This window comes from Pseudomonas sp. FP215 (genome assembly GCF_030687795.1).
Lineage (GTDB): Bacteria > Pseudomonadota > Gammaproteobacteria > Pseudomonadales > Pseudomonadaceae > Aquipseudomonas > Aquipseudomonas salmasensis.
Map to the genome: position 1 here is coordinate 310,813 of NZ_CP117447.1, position 25,557 is coordinate 336,369.

Below are 25,557 nucleotides of genomic sequence, written 5' to 3' on the forward strand. Positions count from 1 at the left end.
CTTTTCATCGGGCAACCGTCAATCGCTTATGACGAAAGGTTCTTAGGCTCACACCATTGGTTCTTAAGAGCTGCCTGGGTGCATACCGTAAAGTGATGGCCATTTCGTCAGGAGTGAATACCGTGAGTGAGCGTTCCAGTCATTGGCAATTGCAGACCATCGTCAGCCAGCTGCGCGGCGCCCGCGACCAGTGGCGAACGCGCAATGGGCGCTTGAGTGGCGAGCATGGTGGCCGCGAATTGCCGTCCCGCGAGGCGGTGGCGCAGATTCTTGAGGCGTTGTGCGGTGCACTGTTTCCGATGCGCCTGGGCCCGGCGGACCTGCGCGAAGAAAGCGAAGACTTCTACGTAGGCCATACCCTCGACGTCGCGCTCAACGCCTTACTCGCCCAGGCGCGCCTGGAGCTGCGCTATGCCGCACGCCAGAGCGGTGAGGATGACAGTGAGGTCAACGCCCACGCCATTCGTCTGATCCAGGATTTCGCTCTGGCGTTGCCATCCTTGCGCAGCCTGTTGGACACCGACGTACTGGCCGCCTACCACGGCGACCCGGCCGCCCGCAGTGTGGATGAGGTGCTGCTGTGTTACCCCGGCATCCTGGCGGTGATCCACCATCGCCTGGCCCACCACCTGTACCGCGCCGGCCTGCCGCTGCTGGCGCGGATCAGTGCAGAAATCGCCCACTCGGCCACCGGCATTGATATCCACCCTGGCGCGCAGATCGGCCCGAGTTTCTTTATCGACCACGGCACGGGCGTGGTGATTGGCGAGACGGCGATCATCGGCGAGCGGGTACGCATCTATCAGGCTGTGACACTGGGGGCCAAACGCTTTCCGGCGGATGAAGATGGGCAATTGCAGAAAGGCCACCCGCGTCACCCTATTGTTGAAGATGATGTGGTGATTTACGCCGGGGCGACGATCCTGGGACGGATCACCATTGGCCAGGGTTCGACCATCGGCGGCAACGTGTGGCTGACCCGCAGCGTGCCGGCCGGGGCGAATATCACCCAGGCGAACTTGCAGCATGATGATGGGGCGCAGAAGTAGCTGAAGGTTGCACACCCCCCTGTGGGAGCGGGCTTGCTCGCGAAGGCTGCGTGTCAGTTCAAGCATGTGTTGGCTGACACACCGCCTTCGCGAGCAAGCCCGCTCCCACATTTTTATCCCCATTTCAAAGTTATATTGCTGAACGATTTGCCTCCTTCATCCGTCATACCAATCCCTGAGCTAGTGTAGGAAACACCTACCACTCAGCCCTGCGATTAGTCCCAGACCGCCTATTCATGTTTAACTTGAACGTTCGTTCAAGTTAAACCGGTGGTTCGCTGCCCGCTCACAACAGGAGGCTTACCTTTGCTGAGTCCGTTTTTTACAGCCATATCCCGCAACCTTGAGGTGCATCGTTCATGAGTGCATCGTCTACCTCATCCAGCGGCCTGGTGCGCATGAATGCGCCCGTTTTCTACTTTGCCGCCACCGTCATCCTGCTGTTTGGCATCACGGTCATCGCTATCCCGCAACAGGCCGGTGCCTGGCTGCTGGCGGCGCAAAATTGGGCGGCCAACACGGTCGGCTGGTACTACATGCTGGCGATGACCCTGTATCTGGTCTTCGTGGTGGTCACCGCGCTATCGGGCTACGGCAAGATAAAACTCGGTGCCGACCACGACGAGCCCGAATTCAGTTACCTGTCCTGGGCCGGCATGTTGTTCGCCGCCGGGATCAGCATCACGTTGTTTTTCTTTTGCGTCTCGGAGCCGCTGACGCACTTGGTACAGCCGCCCCAGGGCGAAGCAATGAACGCCGATGCGGCGCGCCAGGCCATGCAGGTGCTGTTCCTGCACTGGGGCCTGCATGGCTGGGGCGTGTTCGCGTTTGTCGGCATGGCTCTGGCGTATTTCGCCTATCGGCATAACCTGCCGCTGGCGTTGCGCTCGGCGCTGTACCCGCTGATCGGCAAGCGCATCAATGGCCCTATCGGTTACGCCGTGGATGGCTTCGGCATCATTGCCACGGTGTTCGGCCTGGGCGCCGACATGGGCTTTGGCGTGCTGCACCTCAACTCCGGCCTGGACTACCTGTTTGGCATTGCCCATACCCAGTGGATCCAGGTGGGCCTGATCACCCTGATGATGGGCGCGGCGATCATCGTGGCCGTGGCCGGCGTCGACAAGGGTGTGCGGGTGATGTCCGACATCAACATGCTGCTGGCCTGTGCGCTGCTGCTGTTCGTGTTGTTCGCCGGGCCTACCCAGCACCTGCTCAACACCTTGATCCAGAACATCGGCGACTATTTGGGGGCGCTGCCCACCAAGAGTTTTGATGTGTACGCCTACAACGAGCCGAGCGACTGGCTGGGCGGCTGGACGGTGTTCTACTGGGCCTGGTGGATCGCATGGTCGCCGTTCGTGGGCCTGTTTATCGCGCGTATTTCCCGTGGCCGCACCATCCGTGAATTCGTGTTTGGCGTGCTGCTGATTCCGCTGGGCTTCACCCTGGCGTGGATGTCGATTTTCGGTAACAGCGCCATCGACCAGGTGCTCAACCATGGCATGGCTGCACTGGGCCAGTCGGCGATCGATGAGCCATCGATGAGCCTCTACCTGCTGCTGGAAACCTACCCGTGGAGCAAGACCGTGATCGCGGTCACGGTGTTCATCAGCTTTGTGTTCTTCGTGACCTCGGCGGACTCCGGCACTGTGGTGCTCTCCACCCTGTCGTCCAAAGGCGGCAACGCTGATGAAGACGGGCCGAAGTGGCTGCGTGTGTTCTGGGGCGCGATGACCGCCCTGGTCACCAGTGCGTTGCTGTTCGCCGGCAGTATCGACTCGCTCAAGTCTGCGGTGGTACTGACCTCGCTGCCGTTCTCGCTGATCCTGCTGCTGATGATGTGGGGGCTGCATAAGGCGTTCTACCTGGAGTCGCAAAAGCAGATCGCGCAGTTGCATTCCCTGGCGCCGATTTCCGCTTCACGCAAAGGCCGAGGCGGCTGGCGCCAGCGTTTGAGCCAGGCGGTGCATTTCCCATCCCGCGATGAGGTGTACCGTTTCCTCGACACCACGGTGCGCCCGGCAATTGAAGAAGTGACCGCAGTGTTTGTCGAGAAGGGCCTTACGGTGGTGACCCAGCCGGACCCTTCCAACGACAGCGTCAGCCTCGAGATCGGTCATGGGGAAGAGCGTCCGTTCATCTACCAGGTGCAGATGCGTGGCTACTTCACACCGTCGTTCGCCCTGGGCGGCATCGGCAAGAAAGAGATCAACAACCGCCGCTACTATCGGGCCGAAGTGCACCTGAGTGAGGGCAGCCAGGACTATGACTTGGTGGGCTACACCAAGGAGCAGATCATCAATGACATCCTCGACCAGTACGAGCGCCATCTGCAATTCCTGCATTTGGTGCGCTGATAGCGTTCCTCTCAAGTAGGTCTTTGCTGTAAAAGGAAGAGGCAGACTTAAGCGATTCAGCTGCTTAAAAGGCCCGGGAATATGCCTATTCCCGGGCCTTATTTGCCCTAGATCAAGAGAGGATTCGATGACGTACATTGCTGCCGAAAACCGCTATGAATCTATTCCTTATCGCCGCGTAGGCCGCAGTGGATTGGTGCTGCCAGCACTGTCCCTGGGGTTGTGGCACAACTTTGGCGACAGCACCCCCATCGACACCCAGCGCGCCTTGCTGCGCACCGCGTTCGACCTGGGTATCAACCACTTCGACCTGGCTAACAACTACGGCCCGCCCTACGGCAGCGCCGAGATCAATTTCGGTCGGTTGCTGCGCGAAGACTTCAAGCACTATCGCGACGAATTGATCATCTCCAGCAAAGCCGGCTGGGACATGTGGCCCGGCCCTTACGGCCAGGGTGGCGGTTCGCGTAAATACGTATTGGCTAGCCTGGACCAGAGCCTGCAACGCTTGGGCGTCGACTATGTGGATATCTTTTATTCCCACCGCTTCGACCCCGACACGCCTCTGGAAGAGACCGCCAGCGCCCTCGCCACCGCCGTGCAACAAGGCAAGGCGCTTTACATCGGTATCTCGTCTTACTCCGGGGTAAAAACCCGCGAAATCGCAGCCTTGCTCAGCGAATGGAAAGTGCCGCTGTTGATCCACCAGCCGGCCTATAACCTGCTCAACCGTTGGGTGGAAAAAGACCTGCTGGACACCACTGAAGAACTCGGCGCCGGGGTCATTGCTTTTACGCCGTTGGCCCAGGGTTTGTTGACCGATAAATACCTCAACGGCGTACCGGCCGATGCGCGGGTGAACCGCCCGGGTGGTGGCTCGTTGCAGGCCCAGCACCTGTCCGAAGCCAACATCGCCCATGTACGCGGCCTCAATGAAATCGCCAAGCGCCGTGGCCAGAGCCTGGCCCAGTTGGCGCTGGCGTGGACATTGCGCGACCCACGGGTGACCAGTGCGCTGATCGGTGCGAGCCGGCCGGAGCAAATTATCGAGAACGTCGGGGCGTTGAAGAATTTGAGCTTCAGTGCCGAAGAGTTGGCGGAGATTGATCGGTTTGCGCAGGAAGGTGGGATTAACCTGTGGGAAAAACCTTCCACCGCCGAATAATCTGACGAACTCGATAAGTGTAGGAGCGAGCTTGCTCGCGAAAAACGTCAACGATAACGCGTGCTTGCTGAATGAACGCGGCGCCTTTGAGTTTTTCGCGAGCAAGCTCGCTCCTACAAAAAAGCCTTAACTGACTGGCATTAGGGCTTGCCCACAGTTGATCTTCGCTGGATTCTAAAACGGCACATCCCCAAGAATCGTCGCCCGGTGCATCACCCGCCGCTGCGGCCGGTAGTCATCCACGGCGTAATGCTGGGTGACGCGGTTATCCCAGAACGCCACGTCGTTTTCCTGCCAGCGCCAGCGAATGGTGAATTCCGGGCGGGTGGCGTGGGCGAACAGCAGCTTGAGAATCGCCTCGCTTTCGGCCGGTTCCAGCTCATTGATCCGGGTGGTGAAGCCGTCGCTGACGAACAGCGATTTACGCCCACTTACCGGATGCGTGCGCACCACTGGGTGCGATAGCGGCGGGTTTTTCTTGCGGGTTGCCTCCCAGCGCACGAGGTCCTCGGCGCTGTTGCCAAAGCGCTCCAGCGGGAAGGACTTGGTGAAATCGTGTGTGGCGGTGAGCCCATCGAGCAAGCCCTTCAACGGCTCGGACAATGCCGCATACGCCGCAATCCCACTGGCCCACAAGGTATCGCCGCCGAACGCCGGCAACAGTTTGGCGCTGAGCACCGCGCCCAGGGCAGGCGTGGGCAGGAAGGTCACGTCGGTATGCCACACCGCGTTATCCCGCACATCGGTGACGGCGGTGTCGAGGATCAGCACTTCGGGCTGTTCCGGCACGTTGGGGTAGATCGGGTGGATGTGCAGGTCGCCGAAGTTTGCCGCGAACCGTGCCTGTTGCTGAGGGGTGATCGGCTGGTCACGGAAGAACAACACCGAATAGTCGAGCAACGCCTGTTCAATGGCGTTGCGCTGTTCAGGCTTCAGCGGCTGGCTGATATCGACGCCACTGATCTGGGCGCCCAGGGCGGTGCTTAATGGGGTAACGGTCAGGCTGCTCATTGTGGGTTCTTCACTCAGTGTGCCTGGCCATGCCAGGGCACTAATTTACGCTGCAGGGCGCGCAGGCCCATTTCCATGGCGAAGGCGATCAGGGCGATGACCAGGATCCCCAGCACCACCACATCAGTGACCAGAAACTGCGCCGCCGACTGCACCATGAAGCCCAGGCCGCTGGTGGCGGCAATCAACTCGGCCGCCACCAGGGTCGACCAGCCCACACCCAGGCCGATGCGCACACCGGTGAGAATATCGGGCAGGGCGCTGGGCAGGATCACATGGCGAATCAGTTGCGCGCGGGTGGCGCCCAACGACTGCGCCGCGCGCAATTTGGCCGGGTCGACGGTGCGCACCCCAGTGGCGGTGGCGATGGCAATCGGGGCGAAGATCGCCATGTAGATCAGCAGCACCTTGGACAACTCGCCAATGCCGCACCAGATCACGATCAACGGCAGGTAGGCCAGGGGTGGAATCGGCCGGTAGAACTCGATCAGCGGATCGAGAATGCCGCGGGCGATACGGTTGGCACCGATAGCGATCCCCACCGGTACGGCGGTCAGTACCGCAAAGCCCAGGCCCAGGCCGATGCGGCTGAGGCTCGCGCCCAGGTGCTGCCACAAGGTGGAATCCATATAGCCGGTGGTCGCCAACAGCCAGCCTTTTTGCAGCACGGCCGACGGTGGCGGCAGGAACAGGGGCTCGATCAATCCGGTGGCGGTGACGGCCCACCAGAGGGCGAGCAAGGCCACCAGGGTCAGCAGGCTGATCCAGCGCGTGCTCAGGCGCCGGCGCAGCGGGATCACGGCATGTGTGGCAGGCTCGGTGGCCGTGGCGGGAAGTTCGTAGCTGCTCATGCGTACACCTGCCGTTGGGAGAACACTTTGCCCAGCACGTGTTCGCGGGTTTCGATAAAGCGTGGGTCGGACTTGATGGCGCGGGCCGATTCACCGGCGGCATAGCGTTGGCCGAAGTCCAGCGGCAACCGTTCAACAATCTGGCCGGGGTTGGGCGCGAGCAAGATCAGGTCGGTGGCGAGAAACACCGCCTCTTCGATGTCGTGGGTAATCAGGAACACCGGCTTGGCCGTGCGCCGCCACACTTGCAGCAGCAACTCTTGCATCTGTTCACGGGTGAAGGCATCCAGGGCGCCGAAGGGTTCGTCCATCAGCAATACGCGCGGGTCGGCCGCCAACGCACGCGCCAGGCCGACGCGTTGCTTCTGGCCGCCGGAGAGTTGCCAGATGCGGCGGCTGTCGAAACCGGCCAGGTCCACCAGTGCGAGCATTTCACGCGCACGTGTTTCACGCTGCGCTTTGGGCACACCGGCCAGTTCCAGGCCGAACGCCACATTGGCCAACACGTCCTGCCAGGGCAGTAGGGCATCGTCCTGGAACACCACGCCGCGTTCGGCGCTGGGGCCTTTGACCGGCACACCATCGAGGGTGATGCGCCCGGCAGAGGGTTCGACGAAACCGGCAATCAGGTTCAACAGCGAAGTCTTGCCACTGCCGGACGGGCCCAGGGCAACCAGCAATTGCTGGGGCCCAAGTTCCAGTGAAATATCGGACAGTACCGGTTCCGGGGCGCCTGGGTACTGTGCGCTGATGCGCTCCAGTTGTAGCAAGGCCATCGCTGTGAACTCCTGGGTCAGTGGGTAATGAACTGGGCGCTGACGTAAGGGGCGTAGTCCGGCAGCACGGCATCGACCTTGCCCTGCTCCTTGAGGAACGCAGCGGTGTCGGTGACGGCCTTGGTGGTCGGTGCGCCCAGCAGAGTCACCTGGTCAGCGGCGAGCGGGTAGACGTTGCCTTGCAGCAGCAACGGGATATCGCTGGCCTTGGCGCCGGAGAGTTTCACCAGTTTGTCGACGTTGCCGGCATCGGCGAGCCAGGCTTGTGGGTCTTTGCGATAGGCCGCGTAGGCATCCAGAGTGACCTTGGCGAAAGCGGTAACGATCTCTGGGTGCTTCTCGGCAAAATCCTTGCGCACGATCCAGGCATCGAACGTCGGCGCGCCGAACTTGGCCAGCTCCCCGGAGGTGATCAGCACCTTGCCGGTTTCCTTAGCCACGCCCAGAGCCGGGTCCCAGACGTAGGTGGCGTCGATATCACCGCGCTTCCAGGCGGCGATGATGGCCGGCGGGGCGAGGTTTAGGATGGTGACTTTGGCCGGGTCGATGTTCCAGTGTTTCAGCGCGGCGAGCAGGCTGTAGTGGCCGGTGGAAACGAAGGGCACGGCGATTTTTTTGCCGATCAGGTCCTGAGGGCTGTTGATCCCCGAACCGTTACGCGCCACCAGGGCTTCGGCGCCGCCGATCTGGGTGGCGACGAGGAAGGTTTGCACCGGGACTTTGCGGGTGATTGCGGCAGTCAGCGGGCTGGAACCGAGGTAGCCGATCTGTACGTCGCCGGACGCGATGGCGGCGATGATGTCGGCGCCATTGTCGAATTTGCGCCAGTCGATCTTGGCGTTGGTGGCTTTTTCATAGGCGCCATCGGCTTGGGCGACTTTGGCCGGGTCTACGGTGGTCTGGTACGCAATGGTCACATCCGCCGCCTGGGCAAACAGGCTGGCACCGGCCAGGGACAATGCGGCCAACAGGCGCAGAGGGGTCAGCAGTTTCAAGGGGAAGCTCCTCAATCAGGCGGCCGAGGGTCGGCGTGAGAGGAGACTAAATGATCTAAGAATTCGAAAATAAATAACTTTTTCGAATTAGCTTATGAGGGGAAATGGCGACGCCTGTTTTCAGGCTGGCAGAATAATGTGGGAGCTGGCTTGCCTGCGATAGCGGTGTATCAGTCAACAGATAGATTGCTGACCCACCGCTATCGCAGCATAGGTATCTACACAACTTTCTGGGTTGTAGCTGCAGACGGTAACCACGATGCGAAGCGAGCCGCTCTTGATCTTGCTCTTGATCTCAGGCGCCCCGTTAAACCACGCTGGCCGAACGCAGGCTTGAATTCGTGGGTAACCCGGCAGGACGCCGGGTTAGCCGCCCCGCGCCATGGATGGCGCGTGGCGGCGGCCCACGGATTCAAGTCTGCGTTCGGGCACACCGAGCCTAAGCGAGGTGCCGAGTGGTGGGGCAAGAGCGTTTTGCTTACTTTTGCGCTTCTCAAAAGTGAGCCGCCGTCAGGGCGGAACCCTAAGTGGCCGTTACCTAAATAACGGATATGTACTTTGTCTGATCTCACATCCCGGTCGGCTGTCAGGCCGCCATCGCAGGCAAGCCAGCTCCCACATTTGGATCGCAGTGCGTCAGCTAGATCAGCGTCAGCTGTCAGTCCGCCACGGGAGCAAGCTCCCTCGCCACCAGTCCAGCGTCGCACCAAAGTTGTGTAGATCCCTATGGCTATCGCAGGCAAGCCAGCTCCCACACAAGCCAGCTCCCCAGGGGAGCAAGCCTGAGGTTAGTTGCTGATGGCGAGGATACTTGCCTGGTACGAGCCGACAAACACGTCGAAATCGCCCACTTCGTTCTGCTCCAGCTCCGCCTGTTGCGCCAGCGACGCACGGGCCAGTTCTTCAAAGCGCGCTTGTTCGTCAGCCGCCAAAGGCTCCTTGCGAAAGTATTCAGCATGCACTTCGCTTTGATGCAGGGAGAACTGCGCAAAACTTTCCTTACGCTCCGCCATCGCCGCCAACACCTGAGCCGACGGGGTCAGGGACGGGTCCTTGACCTTGGCCAACTGGGCGTCCAGTGCCTCACTGTGTTCGGTGATGCCGTGGCTCTGATCGAGCAGGGCGGCCAGCGGGGCAATCTTCTCCAGCAACTCGGCGGCCCATTCCTTCATGTCCACCGGTTGGCCGTTACGCTGCAATTGCAGGCCCGGACGGCGGCCTTCCTTGACCACGCTGAGGAAGTTGGAGGTGGCGTTGCCGCACTCGTTGTTGGCGAACAGCGGGCTGTCGTTCAGTGCGCAGTACAGCAGGAACGCGTCGAGGAAACGTGATTCCGGCAGGTCGATACCCATCGGCAGGAACGGGTTGATGTCCAGGCAGCGCACTTCGATGTACTGAATACCACGGGCCATCAGCGCCTGGATCGGCCGCTCGCCGGTGTAGGTCACGCGCTTGGGGCGGATGTTGGAGTAGTACTCGTTTTCGATCTGCAGGATGTTGGTGTTCAGTTGCACCCACTCGCCATCCTTGTGCGTGCCGACTTCAACGTACGGCGCGTAGGGCGTTGCCACCGCTTCGCGCAGGCTGTCGGTGTAGCTGGCCAAGTCGTTGTAGCACGGCGTCAGGCCGGCCTGGGCGTTGCTCTGGTAACCCAGGTCGCTCATGCGCAGGCTGGTGGCGTAGGGCAGGTACAGGGTGTCGGCGTCGAGGACTTCAAGCTGGTGCGAGCGCCCGCGCAGAAAGCCGGCGTCCAGGGCGGGCGAGGCGCCGAACAGGTACATCAACAGCCAGCTGTAGCGCCGGAAATTACGGATCAGCGCGATGTAGGCCGTGGACTGATAGTCGCGGTCGGTGCCGACAAATCCTTCTGTTTCCTTGAGCAACGGCCACAACTGTTCCGGCAGGGAAAAGTTGTAGTGGATGCCTGCAATGCACTGCATGGTCTTGCCGTAACGCAGGGCCAGGCCCTTGCGGTACACGTACTTGAGCTGACCGATATTGGAGGTGCCGTAGTAGGCAATCGGAATATCTTCCTCGGCCGGCAGCGGGCACGGCATCGAGGGGCTCCACAGGTATTCGCTGCCCAGCTTGGAGTAGGCAAAGCGATGGATCTTGTCCAGGCTGCTCAGGGTATCGGCCGGGTTCGGCAGGGCTGGGGTGATGAACTCCAGCAGCGATTCCGAGTAGTCGGTGGTGATCTGTTCATTGGTCAGCGCGGCGCCCAAGGCTTCGGGGTGCGGCGTTTGCGCCAGGCGACCTTCGTTGGTGACACGCAGGCATTCGCGCTCGATGCCGTGCAAGCATTGCTCTAGCAGGGAGAGGTGTTCGCGCTTGCCGAGCAGGGCCAGGCGGCGGTTGAGAAGTTCGCTCAAGTTGGATTCCTTCACGCGTCAGTCGCCCCAATATGGGGGTGGGCAGGACGGTCTACAAGGGTGAAGTTGAAACTGGCGTGATCGCCTGGTTTTGAGTCGATTTGACCCGCTCTGAATTTGCCGACTTCACTCCATGAATTGGGCTACAGCGCAGCGAGAAAATTCCGACGCTGTTATCGCAGCGCCGAAATTAACTCAAATCGGGGGTGGGGAGCTATAGGACAGCGAACGTGCCCTGTGCTTTTGCGACAAGTCTTTCGCCTTGGTACACGTCGGCGTCGACCACCAAGGTGCGGCGACCGGCGTGGATCACCCGGCTGGTGCACAGCACATCACCGTCTTCCACAGCGCGGATATAGTTGATCTTGCATTCGATGGTAGCGCTCTGCTGGTCAAAACCGTGGGCGCTGGAACAGGCCAGGCCCATGGTGATGTCCACCAGGCTGAAAATCGCCCCGCCATGGAGCTTGCCCGCGCGGTTGCGCAGGTGCGGCTCCAGGGTCAGGGCCACCTCGGCAACGCCCTCTTCCAGGCGTTGCAGGCGGCAGCCGATCAGTTCGCTGAAGGCGCTCTGGGTCAAACCGGCCGGAATCTCCATCAGCGCTTCTTCAGCTGTTTAGCGTTGGCAAACAGCGACGCCATGGCGTTGTTGCTCGGCGCGGCAGTCGCGGTTTCCTTGCGCGGCGCGTTGTTCTGCGACTGGCGCGGCGCCGAACCTGGGCGAGCGCCACGGGCACCGTCGATTTTCTCGCCGGGGGTGTCGCTCATGCGCATCGACAGGCCCACGCGTTTACGCGGGATGTCGACTTCCATGACCTTGACCTTGACCACGTCACCGGCTTTCACCGCCTCGCGAGGGTCTTTGATGAACTTCTCCGAAAGCGCCGAGATATGCACCAAACCGTCCTGATGCACACCGATGTCCACGAATGCGCCGAAGTTGGTCACGTTGGTTACCACGCCTTCGAGGATCATGCCCGGTTGCAGGTCCTTGAGGTCTTCGACGCCGTCCTGGAACTCGGCGGTCTTGAACTCGGGGCGCGGGTCGCGACCTGGTTTCTCCAGCTCTTGCAGGATGTCGGTGATGGTCGGCACACCGAAGGTTTCGTCGGTGTACTTCTTCGGATCCAGACGCTTGAGGAACGCGGCATCGCCAATCAACGAACGGATATCGCGGTCGGTCTCGGCGGCAATGCGTTGCACCAACGGGTAGGCTTCCGGGTGAACCGCAGAGGCGTCCAGCGGGTTGTCGCCGTTCATTACGCGTAGGAAACCAGCAGCCTGTTCAAAGGTTTTTTCACCCAGGCGTGCGACTTTTTTCAGCGCGGCGCGGGTTTTGAACGCGCCGTTTTCGTCGCGATGGCTGACGATGTTCTGCGCCAGGGTGGCGTTGAGGCCGGAGATCCGCGCCAGCAGGGCCACGGAGGCGGTATTCACATCCACGCCCACGGCGTTTACGCAGTCTTCCACCACCGCATCCAGGCCGCGTGCCAGTTTCAGCTGCGACACGTCGTGCTGGTACTGGCCGACGCCGATGGATTTAGGGTCGATCTTCACCAGTTCGGCCAGCGGGTCTTGCAGGCGACGGGCGATGGACACCGCGCCACGGATCGACACGTCGAGGTCTGGGAATTCCTTGGAGGCCAACTCCGACGCCGAGTACACCGAAGCGCCTGCTTCGGAGACCATGACCTTGGTCATTTTCATGGCTGGGTATTTTTTGATCAGTTCGGCGGCCAGCTTGTCGGTTTCGCGGCTGGCAGTGCCGTTGCCGATGGCGATCAGGTCCACCGCGTGCTTGGCGCACAGGGCGGCCAGGATCGCCAGGGTCTGGTCCCACTTGTTGTGCGGAACGTGCGGGTACACGGTGGCGTGGTCCAGCAGTTTGCCGGTGGCATCGACCACCGCGACCTTGCAACCGGTGCGCAGGCCCGGGTCGAGGCCCAGGGTGGCACGTGGGCCGGCCGGTGCGGCCAACAGCAGGTCGTGCAGGTTGTGGGCGAACACGTTGATCGCCTCGGTTTCGGCGCCGTCGCGCAACTCGCCGAGCAGGTCGGTTTCCAGGTGGGTGTAGAGCTTGACCTTCCAGGTCCAGCGCACCACTTCGCCAAGCCACTTGTCTGCCGGGCGGTTCTGGTTCTGGATACCGAATTGTTGACCGATCATGCCTTCGCACGGGTGCATGGTGCCCGGCAGCTCGTCACCGACTTTCAACGCGGAGCTGAGAATGCCTTCGTTGCGGCCGCGGAAAATCGCCAGGGCGCGGTGGGACGGCATGCTTTTGAGCGGCTCGTCGTGTTCGAAATAGTCGCGGAACTTGGCGCCTTCTTCCTCTTTACCGGCGATGACGCGGGCGCTGAGGATGGCTTCTTGCTTGAGGTAGGTACGCAGTTTTTCCAAGAGGCTGGCGTTTTCGGCGAAGCGCTCCATCAGGATGTACTTGGCGCCTTCGAGGGCAGCCTTGACGTCGGCGACGCCTTTTTCAGCATCGATAAAGCGTGCGGCTTCGGCTTCTGGCGTCAGCGACGGGTCGTTGAACAGGCCATCGGCCAAGTCACCCAGGCCGGCTTCCAGGGCGATCTGGCCCTTTGTGCGACGTTTCTGTTTGTACGGCAGGTAAAGGTCTTCGAGGCGGGTCTTGGTGTCGGCGAGCTTGATGTCGCGTTCCAGTTGCGGGGTCAACTTGCCCTGTTCCTCGATGCTGGCGAGGATGCTGATACGCCGCTCGTCGAGTTCTCGCAGGTAGCGCAGGCGCTCTTCCAGGTGACGCAGTTGGGTATCGTCGAGGCTGCCGGTCACTTCTTTTCGGTAACGGGCGATGAAAGGCACCGTGGAGCCCTCATCCAGTAGAGCGACGGCCGCTTCGACCTGTTGTGGGCGTACGCCGAGTTCCTCGGCGATGCGGCTGTTGATGCTGTCCATAAAACCACCTGAAATTCTTAAAATCAGCGCGCCGGCCCGTTAAACAAGGCACGGCGAGGCTGGTTGAGCGGCCCGACTGGCGCCGCTGCCTGGGTCAAGAGGCTGGCTATTGACCCTCGAAATCGAAAAATTCACGACAAGCGGGTAAAAAAAGCCCGGCAGCAAACGGTAACGATCTGACGTTGCCCCGCACGCAGGCGCCGCATTATAACCAGCGTTCTGCCCTTGGGGGCTACTGCGCCGCAGGTTGTAGGGCGCGGGTTCGCTGGCAGTAGATGAAAAATCTGCTAACAATGCACACGGTGCGTATAACGGCAGCTACGCCATAATGCGCGCCGAGATAAGAGGAGCATCCAATGAGCAGCACCGCACAAACTGCTGAAGGCGAAAAAATTCTCATCGTTGATGACGATCCGGGGCTGAGCAGCCTGCTGGAGCGTTTTTTCAACTCCAAGGGCTATCGTGCCCGCGCGGTGCCGAACACCGAGCAGATGGATCGCCTGTTAGGGCGTGAAGTCTTCAACCTGGTCGTACTCGACCTGATGCTGCCCGGCGAAGACGGCCTCACCGCGTGCAAGCGCCTGCGCGGTGCGAACAACCAGATCCCGATCATCATGCTCACCGCCAAGGGCGATGAGCTGAGCCGTATCAAAGGCCTGGAACTGGGTGCTGATGACTACCTGGCCAAACCGTTCAACCCCGATGAGCTGATGGCGCGGGTCAAGGCCGTGTTGCGTCGCCAGGCGCCGGCGGTACCGGGCGCACCGGGTAGCGAAGACGAAAGCGTCACCTTTGGCGACTACGAACTGTCGCTGGCCACCCGTGAGCTCAAGCGCGGTGAGGAAGTGCACATGCTCACCACTGGTGAATTCGCAGTGCTCAAGGCCTTGGTGATGAACGCTCGCCAGCCGCTGACCCGTGACAAGCTGATGAACCTGGCCCGTGGCCGGGAATGGGACGCCCTGGAGCGCTCCATTGATGTGCAGATTTCCCGACTGCGCCGGATGATCGAGCCAGACCCGTCCAAGCCGCGGTATATCCAGACCGTGTGGGGTGTGGGTTATGTGTTTGTGCCGGATGGCACCGCAACCAAGTGACCGATGATTTGCAGGGGCGGGTATCCTGGCGTTTGACCCCATGAAGGTCGACGGGATGCCCGGCGTCTGCAATTCTGCGAGCACCGCTCGTTCCTGCAAGGTGTGCAGCTTTCATCTATGAAAACCCCGCTGTGGTTCCCACAAAGTTTCTTCTCCCGCACCCTCTGGCTGGTGCTTATTGTCGTTCTGTTTTCCAAGGCACTCACGCTGGTTTATCTGCTGATGAACGAAGACGTGCTGGTAGACCGGCAGTACAGCCATGGCGTCGCCCTGACGTTGCGTGGTTATTGGGCGGTAGACCCTGAGAATCGCGAAAAAGTAGCCAAGGCATCGACCCTGACCCGGGTTGACGGCGCCGGTGTGCCTGAAGGCGAGCAACATTGGCCTTACAGCGAGATTTACCAGCGCCAGATGCAGGCCGAATTGGGTGCCGACACCGAGGTGCGCCTGCGTATGCATGTTTCGCCTGCGCTGTGGGTGCGAGCGCCCAGCCTGGGGGATGCGTGGATCAAGGTTCCGCTTTATCCGCACCCGCTGCGCGGGCAAAAAATCTGGAACGTGTTGGGTTGGTTCCTGGCCATTGGCTTGCTCTCAACGGCGTCTGCGTGGATTTTCGTCCGCCAGCTCAACCAACCCCTCAAACGCCTGGTGTTTGCCGCTCGCCAACTGGGCCAGGGGCGCAGTGTGCGCCTGCCGGTCAGCGACACCCCTAGTGAGATGACCGAGGTGTACGGCGCGTTCAACCAAATGGCGGAAGACGTCGAACAAGCTGGGCGCGAGCGCGAGTTGATGCTGGCGGGGGTGTCTCATGACTTGCGCACACCCTTGACGCGATTACGCTTGTCCCTGGAGTTGATGGGGGACCATACCGACCTCACCGATGACATGGTGCGAGACATCGAAGACATGGACGCCATCCTGGACCAGTTCCTGGCGTTCATCCGTGACGGGCGGGATGAGGTGGTCGAGGAGGTCGACCTCACCGACCTCGTGCGTGAAGTGGTTGCGCCCTATAACCAGAACGGTGAACAGGTGCGCACGCGCCTGGAGCCGATCCAGCCGTTCGCCTCACGCCGGGTGTCGATGAAGCGCCTGCTGAACAACTTGATTGGCAACGCCTTGCACCATGCCGGTTCCGATGTGGAAGTGGCCGCGTACGTCTCCGGCGACAGTGCCGCACCTTACGTGGTGCTGAGCGTGATGGACCGTGGCACAGGAATTGATCCGGCGGAACTGGAAGGTATCTTCAACCCCTTCACCCGTGGCGACCGAGCCCGAGGTGGCAAGGGCACCGGGTTGGGGTTGGCGATTGTGCGGCGGATTGCGTCGATGCATGGCGGCAATGTTGAGTTGCGCAACCGCGAAGGCGGCGGGTTGGAAGCACGAGTGCGGCTGCCGCTGGGGTTGATGTTGCCTAGAGACGCTGTCTAACAAGCAATATGAATGCAAATGTGGGAGCTAGCTTGCCTGCGAAGAGGGCGGCACATTCAACGTCGTTGTTGACTGAGCTACCGCTATCGCAGCATAGGTATCTACACAATTTTGTACGTTGTAGCAGCCGACGGTAACTACGATGCGAAGCGAGTCGCTCTTGATCTTGATCTGCTTTTGATCTTAGGCGCCCCGTTAAACCACGCTGGCCGGAATTCGACAGGGATTTGGGGGGTAAACCGGCAGGGATGCCGGTTTAGCCGCCCCGCGCCATGGATGGCGCGTGGCGGCGGCCCCCCAAATCACTGGCGGATTACGGGCACACCGAGCCTAGGCGAGGTGCCGAGTGGTGGGGCAAGAGCGTTTTGCTTACTTTTGCGCTTTTCAAAAGTGAGCCGCTGTCAGAGCGGAACCCTAAGTGGCCGTTACCGCAGGAATGGATATGTACTCGGTATAACTGTGTCGATTGTCAGGCCGCCTTCGCGAGCAAGCCCGCTCCCACATTGGGACCGAGGGGCGCCAGGTAGATAGCCGCCGGCTGGCAGGCCGCTATCGCAGGCAAGCCAGCTCCCACAGGTGTTTTGTGATGGGTGGTAGATGTGGGTATTCAGCCCTTGCCCTTGGTCCGAGTCATATTCGGCCCGCCGTTCTTCTCCAGATGCTGAATGATGATCCCCGCCACATCCTTACCGGTGGTGGTTTCGATCCCTTCCAGGCCTGGCGATGAGTTTACTTCCATCACCAACGGGCCATGGTTGGAGCGCAGGATGTCCACGCCCGCCACGCTCAGCCCCATCACCTTGGCCGCACGCAGCGCGGTCATGCGTTCTTCCGGGGTGATCTTGATCAGGCTGGCGCTGCCGCCACGGTGCAGGTTGGAGCGGAACTCACCGGGCTTGGCCTGGCGCTTCATGGCCGCAATCACCTTGTCACCCACCACGAAGCAGCGAATGTCCGCGCCGCCCGCTTCCTTGATGTATTCCTGCACCATGATGTTCTGCTTGAGGCCCATGAACGCCTCAATCACCGACTCCGCTGCCGTTGCTGTTTCACACAGCACCACGCCGATGCCCTGGGTGCCTTCGAGCACCTTGATCACCAGCGGTGCGCCGTTGACCATCTCGATCAGGTCGGGAATGTCATCCGGGGAATGGGCAAAACCGGTGACCGGCAGGCCGATGCCCCGGCGCGACAGCAATTGCAGGGAGCGCAGCTTGTCCCGCGAGCGCGCAATGGCCACGGATTCATTCAGCGGAAACACGCCCATCATTTCAAACTGGCGCAATACCGCGCAGCCATAGAACGTCACCGAAGCGCCGATACGCGGGATCACCGCATCAAAGCCTTCCAGGGGCTTGCCCCGGTAGTGGATCTGCGGCTTGTGGCTGGCAATGTTCATGTAGGCACGCAACGTGTCGATCACCACCATTTCATGGCCACGTTCAGTGCCGGCCTCGACCAGGCGGCGGGTGGAATACAGACGCGGGTTTCGCGACAGCACAGCGATCTTCATGCAGCACCTGGGGCAGAAATAGTGGAGACCGGGAACACCGGCTTGTCTTGAACGTACTTGAGGCCTGGATTGACCACCAACTGGCCGTCAATCAGTGCCTTGGAGCCCAGCAGCAGGCGGTAACGCATGGCTTTGCGACAGGCGAGGGTGAACTCTACCCGCCATACCCGATCACCCAGGGCCAGGGTGGTGCTGATCACGTAGCGCACCTGTGCATGGCCGTTGGAGCTCTTGATGGTTTTCATCGTCACCAGGGGCGCTTCACAGCGCCGGTGACGCAATTGCACCACGCTGCCCAGGTGCGCGGTAAATCGCACCCACTTTTCACCGTCGCGCTCAAAGGGCTCGATATCGGTGGCGTGCAGGCTTGAGGTGCTGGCGCCGGTGTCGATCTTCGCGCGCAGGCCCGCCACTCCCAAGTCGGGAAGTGCCACCCACTCACGCAGACCTACAACGGTCAAATGGTCAAATGTCTTCAATAGGGTTAACCGGTCAATTTGCCCAGGCTTGAGGAGATACCTCAGCCAACGCTTTGAATGCAGGCTTGGCGAACCAGAAACCCTGCATCAGAAATATTCCGCAGTCGGATAGGAAGTCGCGCTCGCCGGCACTTTCGATGCCTTCGGCGATGACAGTAACCCCCAACTGCTCACAGATTGTGACAATCCCCCGGACGATCACCTGACGGACACGATCCTGGTCGACATCGCGAATCAGCGCCATGTCGAGCTTGATCAAGTCAGGTTGGAAATCGGCCAGCAGGTTCAGCCCCGAATAGCCCGCACCGAAGTCGTCGATGGCGGTCTTGAAGCCGAATTCGCGGTATTCACGCAGAATATTCGTCAAATGGCGATAGTTATCTACGTGCTCGCTTTCCAGGGTCTCGAAAATCAGCCGGTCCAGCGGGAAATTGTGCGCCCGGGCGGCCTCCAGCGTGCTGCGGATACACAGCTCCGGGCGATATACGGCATTGGGCATGAAGTTGATGGAAAGGTGAGTCTGCATGCCCAAGGCCGCGGCACCGGCGATGGCTTTGGTCCGGCAGCGCTGGTCGAAGCGGTAGCGATTGGTTTCGTTGACCTGAGCCAGCACTGACAGCGCGCCCTCTCCCTGGACACCGCGCACCAAGGCTTCGTGGGCGAATATCGAATGGTCACGCAGGTCTACGATAGGCTGGTAGGCAAACGCAAAATCGAACCCCAGCGGCTCGCTTTGCTGGCAGCCCACGCACCGCTGGTTGGGCGAGGTGAGTGAAACGGGAAAGTCGGTCACGGCGTATCCTCGCGAAAACAGGGTGCTACCTGGCGTATCTTAGGTGAGCCTGGGGGTTTATGCGTCGAAGGGTTTCAACGGTAAAGTTGCGACATTTTTCAGAGCGAGGAATTCAAGTGGCTCAAAAGCAGGAAGAGCAAGAGAAGGTCCGGTTGGACAAGTGGTTGTGGGCAGCCCGGTTCTACAAGACCCGCGCCCTGGCCAAGGCGGCTATAGAGAGCGGCAAGGTGCATCATCGCGGCGAGCGCTGCAAGCCGGGCAAGGAGCCGCGCGTCGGCGACGAGTTTCAGATTCGTACAGGGTTTGATGAAAAAACCATCGTGGTACAGGCGCTTTCCATTGTGCGCCGCGGCGCGCCCGAAGCGCAGGCGCTGTATGCGGAAACCGAAGCCAGCATTGCCAAGCGTGAGAACGCTGCGGCCATGCGCAAGGCGGGCGCTTCAGGCTTGACCACCGATGGCAAGCCAAGCAAGAAGCAGCGCCGCGATCTGTTCAAGTTTCGCGGCAGCGGCAATGACGACTGATTACACGAGTCGCCCATGCAAACTCGATCAAATGTGGGAGCGAGCAAGCCCGCTCCCACTTTTAGCCCCGGGGGGTTACGCAGTTTTGCGTATGACATTCAACCGCCCAATAACCGGCAACTTGCTCAGTAGCCCGAAAAGCGGCGCCGTCATGCGCAATAAAGCGCCCGATACCTTCGCCGCAAACGGCGTGTAATACCCCCACCCCAACGCCAACAGCGCCAGCAGTACGCCACCGATGTAATCGTCCTGGCCCCAGTGCGCGCCGGCGACCAGCCGCGGCATCATGAACAGCAGCGCCAGGCCCCAGATCACCAGCACCTGGCCGATGCGCCGGGCGAACACGCTCATGAACATCGCCCAGATCAACAGCACCGAAGCATGGTCGCCGGGGAAGCTCTGGCTCGAGCGGTCCTTCAGCTCCCAGGTTTTCTCCAGCCCTGGGAAAAAGTCGCTCATTTGAATCGCGCCGCTGATGACCATCGACGGGCTACTGTGCTGCCAGCCCATGTGCGCCGCGAGTTTGGAGAACAGCATGCGGATAAACAGCAACAGCAGCAGGATGCCGAGGAAGCCAAAAAACGCCTGGCGCACCTGTACGGCCTTGAACACCCAGTCGCCGCGAATCAGCAGCGCCAGCAAAATCACGCCGACCACTGCATCAAACGGTCGCAGGCTCGCCACGGCCCATACATGCAACCAGGTCGAGTTCGTGGCCAATGGGCCATTGAGCAGGTGAAACAGCCACTCGTCGAAAATCACACAGAGCATCTGGCCCGTGGGCCACAGCCAAAAACACAGCAGCCCGATAGCGAGTAGATTGCAAAGAGCCCATCGCCGGAGGTTCCAGTTGGCTTGGAACAAACCCGGATTGTTCATAAACTGTCCCTCATCGCTCTATTGCGCTCCTTGAATTCAGGAGCAGGCGCACCAAGATGGTGCTAAAGCGTTTAATTTTATAAACCTTGTAATCATTTTGTCATCACTTCAGATACCCAGACCTATGACTGATCTACCGGATACCGACTTCACCCAACGCTTCATCTTCGATGAGAGCGATGCCCGCGGCGAGATGGTTTCGTTGGAGCTCAGCTATGCCGAAGTCCTTGCTAAACACGCCTATCCGGAGCCGGTCGCGCAATTGCTCGGCGAGTTGATGGCCGCCGCGGCGCTGCTGGTGGGCACCATGAAGTTCGACGGTTTGCTGATCTTGCAGGCTCGTTCCGAAGGGCCGGTGCCCATGTTGATGATCGAGTGCTCCAGCGAGCGCGAGATCCGTGGCCTGGCTCGCTATGACGCTGACCAGATTGCTGCAGACGCTACCCTGGCCGACCTGATGCCCAACGGCGTCCTGGCACTGACTGTCGACCCGACCGAAGGCCAGCGCTACCAGGGTATTGTCGACCTCGACGGCCAGACCCTGTCGGAATGCTTCACCAACTACTTCGTCATGTCCCAGCAAGTGGGCACCAAGTTCTGGCTTAACGCCGACGGCAAGCGCGCTCGCGGTTTGCTGGTGCAACAACTGCCGGCCGATCGCATCAAGGATGAGGATGACCGTGCCGAAAGCTGGCGGCATATCATCGCCCTGGCCGACACCTTGAAGGCCGAAGAACTGCTGGGCCTGGACAACGAAACCATCCTGCACCGCCTCTACCACGAAGAAGCCGTGCGCCTGTTCGACGCACAAGGCCTGCGCTTCAATTGCAGCTGCTCGCGCGAGCGTTCCGGCAACGCGCTGGTCAGTCTGGGCCTGGAAGATGCGCAAAATCTGGTGGTGGAACATGGCGGCCATATCGAGATCGACTGCCAGTTCTGCAACCAGCGCTACCTGTTCGATGCGGCTGATGTAGCGCAATTGTTCGCTGGCGCAGGCAGCGACACCCCTTCCGACACCCGCCACTAAAACGTTTAAGCACAGGTAAATCACCTGACAAACGCCGGATTAGAGGTGTTCTGACGGGAGGGCCCTACTCTTTTTGGGCTTTTCTGGCATAATCCGGCCCACTTTTTTCGCGGTAGTAGTGCGCAACTTTCTACTACAAAACGTTTGGAGCACTCGGCCATAGGCCGACGGGGAACCTCATGACGCAAGCCAATAACGCCGTATACACCGATCTGAGTGTTGACGATCTGGTCAAAGAAGCCCTGCAGCGCGGTGAAGGCGTGCTTGCCGATACTGGCGCGCTGGTCGTAGAAACCGGTCACCGCACCGGTCGTTCGCCGGTTGACCGTTTCATCGTTGAAGAGCCTTCCACCCAGGACGCCATTGCCTGGGGCCCGATCAACCGCAAGTTCCCGGCCGACAAGTTCGATGCTCTGTGGGCTCGCGTCGAGGCGTTCAACAACGCGCAAGAGCATTTCGTTTCCCATGTTCACGTAGGGGCTGCAGAAGACCACTACCTGGCCGTGAAAATGACCACCCAGACTGCCTGGCAGAACCTGTTCGGTCGTTGCCTGTTCATCAACCCGGCCCAGTACAACCCGGCCGGTCGTGAAGAGTGGCAAGTGCTCAACGTGGCCAACTTCGAGTGCGTGCCAGAGCGTGACGGCACCAACTCCGACGGTTGCGTGATCCTCAACTTCGCCCAGAAAAAAGTACTGATTGCCGGCATGCGTTACGCCGGTGAAATGAAAAAAGCCATGTTCTCGGTGCAGAACTTCCTGCTGCCGGCTGCCGACGTGCTGCCAATGCACTGCGCCGCCAACATCGGCGAAGCAGGCGACGTGACCCTGTTCTTCGGCCTGTCCGGCACTGGCAAGACCACCCTGTCGGCCGACGAAAGCCGTTACCTGATCGGTGACGACGAGCACGGCTGGGGCGAAGGCGTGGTGTTCAACATCGAAGGCGGTTGCTACGCCAAGTGCATCGACCTGTCCGAGAAGAACGAGCCGGTTATCTGGAAAGCCATCAAGCATGGCGCAGTGCTGGAAAACGTCGTGATCGACGAGGCCAAGCACGCCGACTACGCCGACGTCAGCCTGACCCAGAACAGCCGTGCCGCCTACCCGCTGGAGCACGTTGCCAAGCGTTCCGAAAAAAACCTGGGCGGCGAGCCAAACGCGGTGATCTTCCTGACCTGCGACCTGACCGGCGTACTGCCGCCTGTGTCGATCCTCAGCGAAGAACAAGCGGCCTACCACTTCCTGTCCGGCTACACCGCTCTGGTGGGTTCGACCGAAATGGGTTCGGGCAGCGGCATCAAGTCGACGTTCTCCACCTGCTTCGGCGCGCCGTTCTTCCCACGCCCGGCCGGTGAGTACGCAGAGCTTCTGATCAAGCGCATCCGTGGTTTCGGCTCCAAGGTCTACCTGGTCAACACTGGCTGGACCGGCGGCGGCTACGGCGTTGGTAAACGCTTCAACATCCCGACCACTCGCGGCGTGATTGCAGCCATCCAGAGCGGCGCGTTGATCGGTGCGCAAACCGAACACCTGGATACTATCAACCTCGACGTGCCATTGGCCGTACCGGGCGTTGAAACCGGCCTGTTGAACCCACGCAACACCTGGGCTGACAAGGCTGCCTACGACGAAGCGGCGAAGGCGCTGGCTGGCCTGTTCATCGAAAACTTCAAGAAGTTTGAAGTCAGCGATGCGATCAAGGCGGCGGGTCCTAAGTTGTAAGATTCGCTGGTTGTAAAAAAGCCGCCTCTTAAGTAGGCGGCTTTTTTATGCGCGAACGATTAGTCGGCGATGTGCAGTACCACTGCACCGACCAGCACCAGCACGACGCCTGCCACCTGCACCGCTGACAATCGTTCCTTGAAAAACACGAACCCCAGAATCGCCGCAATGCCTCCCGACAGCGTACTGATCACGGTCACCACCGACACCGAGCCGGCCATCGCGCCCCACGAAAATGCCGAGAACCCGCCGAGGTTCATCAAGCTCGCCCCGGTCAACGTCGCGCAGTTTTTCAGCGGCGGGATCTTCAGGCCATCCTTGATCTTCAGCACCATCACCACCAGCACGCACAGGCCCACCAGGTAGCCGAGCCACAACATGCTGATCGGCCCCAACGCCGGCAGTGTGTAGCGGCCTTGCAGCCAGAAACTGGTGCCATACAAGGCTGCGGCGAACATGGCGTAGGCAATCGACAGGCGCGGGTTGTTGTGGGGCGTACCGTTGTCCTTGTGAATGCTGGACAGCACAACGCCGATCACGCACAAAGCGATGCAACCCAGTTGTACCAGGCTGATGTGCTCACCGCTGGCCCAGGAGAGCAGGGTGGTCACCACTCCATAGGACGTCACCAGCGGCGCGACGATGGCCGCTTTGCCCAAGGCAAAGGCTTTGGACAGCGCAAGGGCGCCGGACACCGTCAGCAGGGCGGCGGCGATACCCAAAAGCCAGACGCTGAAAGGCGCATCAAGGGATTTGAAAAGGAAGGCCGGGAAAATGACCAGCAGGAGGGTCATGATCAAAAAGCCGAGGGCTTGGCCGAAATACACCGCGCGTTTAACGCCAACGGCGCGGGCGTTGAGGCCCACCAGAAAGTCCGTGCCACCCCATAGCAGGGCGGCCAGCAGGCCCATTGTTACGTCCATTGACAGTCCTTGTTATTTACACGGCTCGCCAGATTAGCGCAGATCCAATGTGGGAGGGGCTTGCCCTAATACTGTAGGAGCGAGCTTGCTCGCGAAAAACGTCAACGATAACGCGTGCTTCCTGAATAAACGCGGCGCCTGTGAGTTTTTCGCGAGCAAGCTCGCTCCTACAAAAAAATCTTCATTGGAGTCAGCTCAGGTTTTCCAGCGTTTGCGTGTCCCAGCTATGGTTCTTGATCGCCAGGTAGAGCATGCCGATGGTCAACGGAATCTTGTCGCCACGGCCCTTGGCGCGACGTTTCAGGAACACATCGAACACCGGCGGCTGGAAGTAACGATAGGCATCGTAGTCACCCAGGTCGACCCCGAAATCCTGTTCCAGCGCCTCCATAAATTGCTTGGCCTCAACGCCATCGCACCCGAGGTCGAAGTTCAGTGAGGTATGCAGGCCAATGGTCTTGTGTTTTGGCAAGTCGATTTCTTCATGTAGCAATTGCATAAGTTGCTGCATGACAGGGTCTTCGGGGAAGTTGGGAGAAAGGTTCATGGTGGTTGCAATCATCAAAGGGTGAGTGTTTTTTACCCTGCGATAGATATTCGAGGTGCTCAGCAACCCGATGCCTGTCACAAAGGCGACTATCGGCAGACTTTCAAGCTGTGCCCCTATGATCCAGGACGTGGCATACAACAGAAGTGTTGGACCGGTTATCAATAGGCAGAGCCCGAGCCATTTTCTGAGTAGGGGCAACCTTATCGTTCTATCAATGACAGCGGCCAGTATTAAGAAGAGCAGCAAATTGATCCACTGAATGTATTCATTCATAGCACCAGCCACCCTGGCAATCCCGGTTTGCCAGTACCAAGGCGAATCATCGTGAAGGTGATGCCATAGTGGCTGATATGTTGAGTCCTTTCGATGGTCACAAAATTATGCCGAGCGCGTTGGGAGAAGGGGCTAGTGTCGTCCAGGCAAAGGGCTTTTCTGTAGAGGGGCGAGACACTGTTTGAAGCAGTTTGGGAAACGGACGACGCGCCGTTTTTTGGTTTCTTACAATGCCTTCCTGCATTTTATGACTTGATACCGATTCTGCCGGCTGAACCGAGCAAATGTGGAAACCGGCTTTTTGTAGGAGCGAGCTTGCTCGCGAAAAACGTCAACGGTAACGCGTGCTTCCTGGATAAACGCGGTGCTTGGTAGTTTTTCGCGAGCAAGCTCGCTCCTACGGGTATTAGGGTTTGCCCGCGATGGCGGTATAGCCTGATACGCCGCCATCGCAGGCAAGCCAGCTCCCACAGGTTTAGCTGTGTAGCGGATTGCTGCGTGGTGGCTGGTCGGTCGCTGGTTGCAGTTGTACGTGTTGCGTAGCTTCCAGCAAATCACAGCCGTCCTGAACGAGCAGGTACAGCGCATTGATGATGTGGGATATGTCTTTGAGGTCGGCGTGTTCGAAGGTCAGGCAAGAGAAGGTTTCCAATAAGTCGCTGGCGGCGCGGATACGCTGGTGGGCGGCGGATTGGATGTCTTCGGCTTTGGCTTCGGTGTCTATGAGAAGAGGGTGGGTGTCGGTGAAGTTAGTGCGTAACTGACGATAGCGATTGGTGGGAAGGTTCGGCTTTGTCATCACAGTGTTCCAATACAGATTCAAAGAAATACGCCAGAAGAGCTGGC

At 60.0% G+C, this 25,557-nt stretch carries 22 protein-coding genes; 8 read left to right on the forward strand and 14 right to left on the reverse strand.

The features are described 5' to 3' along the window. Positions 1 to 122 precede the first annotated feature (122 nt). From epsC to mgrA, 3 genes are all read left to right on the forward strand, one after another. A complete protein-coding gene (gene epsC, locus PSH76_RS01310; protein ID WP_014716464.1) occupies positions 123 to 1,049 on the forward strand; it encodes a serine O-acetyltransferase EpsC in 927 nt (308 codons plus the stop codon). A 398-nt stretch (positions 1,050 to 1,447) separates the two neighbouring features. Further along, the gene (betT, locus tag PSH76_RS01315; RefSeq protein WP_305494431.1) at positions 1,448 to 3,409 is read left to right on the forward strand and encodes a choline transporter BetT; all 1,962 of its coding nucleotides are present in this window, start codon (positions 1,448 to 1,450) and stop codon (positions 3,407 to 3,409) included. Between the two features lie 127 nt (positions 3,410 to 3,536). After that, on the forward strand, positions 3,537 to 4,574 hold the full coding sequence (gene mgrA / locus PSH76_RS01320) for an L-glyceraldehyde 3-phosphate reductase (protein WP_032894128.1): 1,038 nt from the start codon (positions 3,537 to 3,539) through the stop codon (positions 4,572 to 4,574). 174 nt (positions 4,575 to 4,748) lie between these two features. Here mgrA and tauD read toward each other — a convergent pair whose 3' ends face one another. From tauD to PSH76_RS01355, 7 genes are all read right to left on the reverse strand, one after another. Next, complete coding sequence (gene tauD / locus PSH76_RS01325) at positions 4,749 to 5,585, reverse strand: taurine dioxygenase (RefSeq protein WP_305493497.1); 837 nt, start codon at positions 5,583 to 5,585, stop codon at positions 4,749 to 4,751. Between the two features lie 14 nt (positions 5,586 to 5,599). Continuing rightward, positions 5,600 to 6,436 (reverse strand): taurine ABC transporter permease TauC, encoded by an 837-nt coding sequence (tauC, locus tag PSH76_RS01330; RefSeq protein ID WP_305493498.1) that lies wholly within the window; start codon positions 6,434 to 6,436, stop codon positions 5,600 to 5,602. Then, entirely contained in the window at positions 6,433 to 7,212 is a 780-nt protein-coding gene (gene tauB / locus PSH76_RS01335) for a taurine ABC transporter ATP-binding subunit (protein WP_098949834.1), read from the reverse strand. The genes tauC and tauB overlap by 4 nt, the downstream gene beginning before the upstream one ends. A 17-nt stretch (positions 7,213 to 7,229) precedes the next feature. After that, positions 7,230 to 8,207, reverse strand: a complete 978-nt coding sequence (gene tauA / locus PSH76_RS01340; RefSeq protein WP_305493499.1) for a taurine ABC transporter substrate-binding protein — start codon at positions 8,205 to 8,207, stop codon at positions 7,230 to 7,232. Positions 8,208 to 8,995: 788 nt separating this feature from the next. Further along, complete coding sequence (gene gshA / locus PSH76_RS01345) at positions 8,996 to 10,579, reverse strand: glutamate--cysteine ligase (protein WP_278917988.1); 1,584 nt, start codon at positions 10,577 to 10,579, stop codon at positions 8,996 to 8,998. Between the two features lie 214 nt (positions 10,580 to 10,793). Then, entirely contained in the window at positions 10,794 to 11,177 is a 384-nt protein-coding gene (locus PSH76_RS01350) for a PaaI family thioesterase (RefSeq protein WP_050499455.1), read from the reverse strand. Continuing rightward, positions 11,177 to 13,501, reverse strand: a complete 2,325-nt coding sequence (locus PSH76_RS01355; RefSeq protein ID WP_032894121.1) for a Tex family protein — start codon at positions 13,499 to 13,501, stop codon at positions 11,177 to 11,179. Before PSH76_RS01355 ends, PSH76_RS01350 begins: the two co-directional genes overlap by 1 nt. Positions 13,502 to 13,857: 356 nt before the next feature. Between PSH76_RS01355 and ompR the strand changes: the two genes are divergently transcribed. Both ompR and PSH76_RS01365 read left to right on the forward strand, forming a co-directional pair. Beyond that, entirely contained in the window at positions 13,858 to 14,598 is a 741-nt protein-coding gene (gene ompR / locus PSH76_RS01360; protein ID WP_003187669.1) for a two-component system response regulator OmpR, read from the forward strand. A 117-nt stretch (positions 14,599 to 14,715) separates the two neighbouring features. Next, positions 14,716 to 16,029, forward strand: a complete 1,314-nt coding sequence (locus tag PSH76_RS01365; protein ID WP_305493500.1) for an ATP-binding protein — start codon at positions 14,716 to 14,718, stop codon at positions 16,027 to 16,029. A gap of 607 nt (positions 16,030 to 16,636) precedes the next feature. Here PSH76_RS01365 and rimK read toward each other — a convergent pair. From rimK to PSH76_RS01380, 3 genes are all read right to left on the reverse strand, one after another. Further along, the gene (gene rimK, locus PSH76_RS01370) at positions 16,637 to 17,542 is read right to left on the reverse strand and encodes a 30S ribosomal protein S6--L-glutamate ligase (RefSeq protein WP_003187674.1); all 906 of its coding nucleotides are present in this window, start codon (positions 17,540 to 17,542) and stop codon (positions 16,637 to 16,639) included. Then, complete coding sequence (locus PSH76_RS01375; protein WP_229999889.1) at positions 17,539 to 17,955, reverse strand: ATP-dependent zinc protease; 417 nt, start codon at positions 17,953 to 17,955, stop codon at positions 17,539 to 17,541. Before PSH76_RS01375 ends, rimK begins: the two co-directional genes overlap by 4 nt. Before the next feature lie 79 nt (positions 17,956 to 18,034). Then, complete coding sequence (locus PSH76_RS01380) at positions 18,035 to 18,814, reverse strand: EAL domain-containing protein (protein WP_032894119.1); 780 nt, start codon at positions 18,812 to 18,814, stop codon at positions 18,035 to 18,037. 116 nt (positions 18,815 to 18,930) lie between these two features. Between PSH76_RS01380 and PSH76_RS01385 the strand changes: the two genes are divergently transcribed. Beyond that, positions 18,931 to 19,338, forward strand: coding sequence for an RNA-binding S4 domain-containing protein (locus PSH76_RS01385; RefSeq protein ID WP_056782615.1), 408 nt, complete (start codon positions 18,931 to 18,933; stop codon positions 19,336 to 19,338). Positions 19,339 to 19,413: 75 nt separating this feature from the next. Here PSH76_RS01385 and PSH76_RS01390 read toward each other — a convergent pair whose 3' ends face one another. Next, positions 19,414 to 20,217, reverse strand: a complete 804-nt coding sequence (locus PSH76_RS01390) for a phosphatase PAP2 family protein (RefSeq protein ID WP_032894117.1) — start codon at positions 20,215 to 20,217, stop codon at positions 19,414 to 19,416. Between the two features lie 124 nt (positions 20,218 to 20,341). Here PSH76_RS01390 and hslO point away from each other — a divergent pair, with 124 nt between their 5' ends. Further along, complete coding sequence (gene hslO, locus PSH76_RS01395) at positions 20,342 to 21,244, forward strand: Hsp33 family molecular chaperone HslO (RefSeq protein ID WP_032894116.1); 903 nt, start codon at positions 20,342 to 20,344, stop codon at positions 21,242 to 21,244. Positions 21,245 to 21,423: 179 nt separating this feature from the next. Further along, positions 21,424 to 22,965 (forward strand): phosphoenolpyruvate carboxykinase, encoded by a 1,542-nt coding sequence (locus PSH76_RS01400; RefSeq protein WP_005783824.1) that lies wholly within the window; start codon positions 21,424 to 21,426, stop codon positions 22,963 to 22,965. Between the two features lie 59 nt (positions 22,966 to 23,024). Here the strand turns inward: PSH76_RS01400 and PSH76_RS01405 are convergent, their stop codons facing one another. From PSH76_RS01405 to PSH76_RS01415, 3 genes are all read right to left on the reverse strand, one after another. Next, positions 23,025 to 23,888: a DMT family transporter gene (locus tag PSH76_RS01405; RefSeq protein WP_256588713.1), complete on the reverse strand. Its 864-nt coding sequence runs from the start codon at positions 23,886 to 23,888 to the stop codon at positions 23,025 to 23,027. A 190-nt stretch (positions 23,889 to 24,078) separates the two neighbouring features. Next, positions 24,079 to 24,435, reverse strand: coding sequence for a DUF1493 family protein (locus PSH76_RS30645; RefSeq protein WP_098949828.1), 357 nt, complete (start codon positions 24,433 to 24,435; stop codon positions 24,079 to 24,081). A 751-nt stretch (positions 24,436 to 25,186) separates the two neighbouring features. Further along, complete coding sequence (locus tag PSH76_RS01415) at positions 25,187 to 25,510, reverse strand: hypothetical protein (RefSeq protein WP_305493501.1); 324 nt, start codon at positions 25,508 to 25,510, stop codon at positions 25,187 to 25,189. Positions 25,511 to 25,557: the final 47 nt, after the last annotated feature.